This window comes from Enterobacter sp. UNJFSC 003, from assembly GCF_036903355.1.
Taxonomy (GTDB): domain Bacteria; phylum Pseudomonadota; class Gammaproteobacteria; order Enterobacterales; family Enterobacteriaceae; genus Enterobacter.
The window spans coordinates 1-243 of the sequence record NZ_JBAKHK010000315.1 but is presented as its reverse complement, the minus strand read 5'-3'; the positions used below and the strand labels follow the sequence as shown (position 1 = coordinate 243).

The 243-nt window shown below is 41.6% G+C and carries 1 protein-coding gene; it reads right to left on the bottom strand.

Annotated elements, in window-relative coordinates:
- Positions 1 to 12: 12 nt before the first annotated feature.
- The coding region (locus V5P19_RS24335; RefSeq protein ID WP_334408093.1) for a hypothetical protein at positions 13 to 243 on the bottom strand (231 nt) is incomplete at its 5' end.

Genomic DNA, 243 nt, shown 5'->3' with positions numbered 1-243 from the left:
CATCAGTCCCGCTTATGCTCGCCAGGGATATGCAATTGAAGCAATTACCGCCACGATTGACTGAATAAAAGAGAACGGTTTTTCACTCATCAAAGCCGGTGTGAATCCGGAAAATACCCTTTCAAAAAAATTACTTATCAGGATTGGCTTCAATTTTTCAAGCATCGAAGATGGGTGAGCATATTTATGTTCTGGATTTAACAAAAGGAGAATAATCTCCCGAAGGGAAAAGCCGATGAGGCC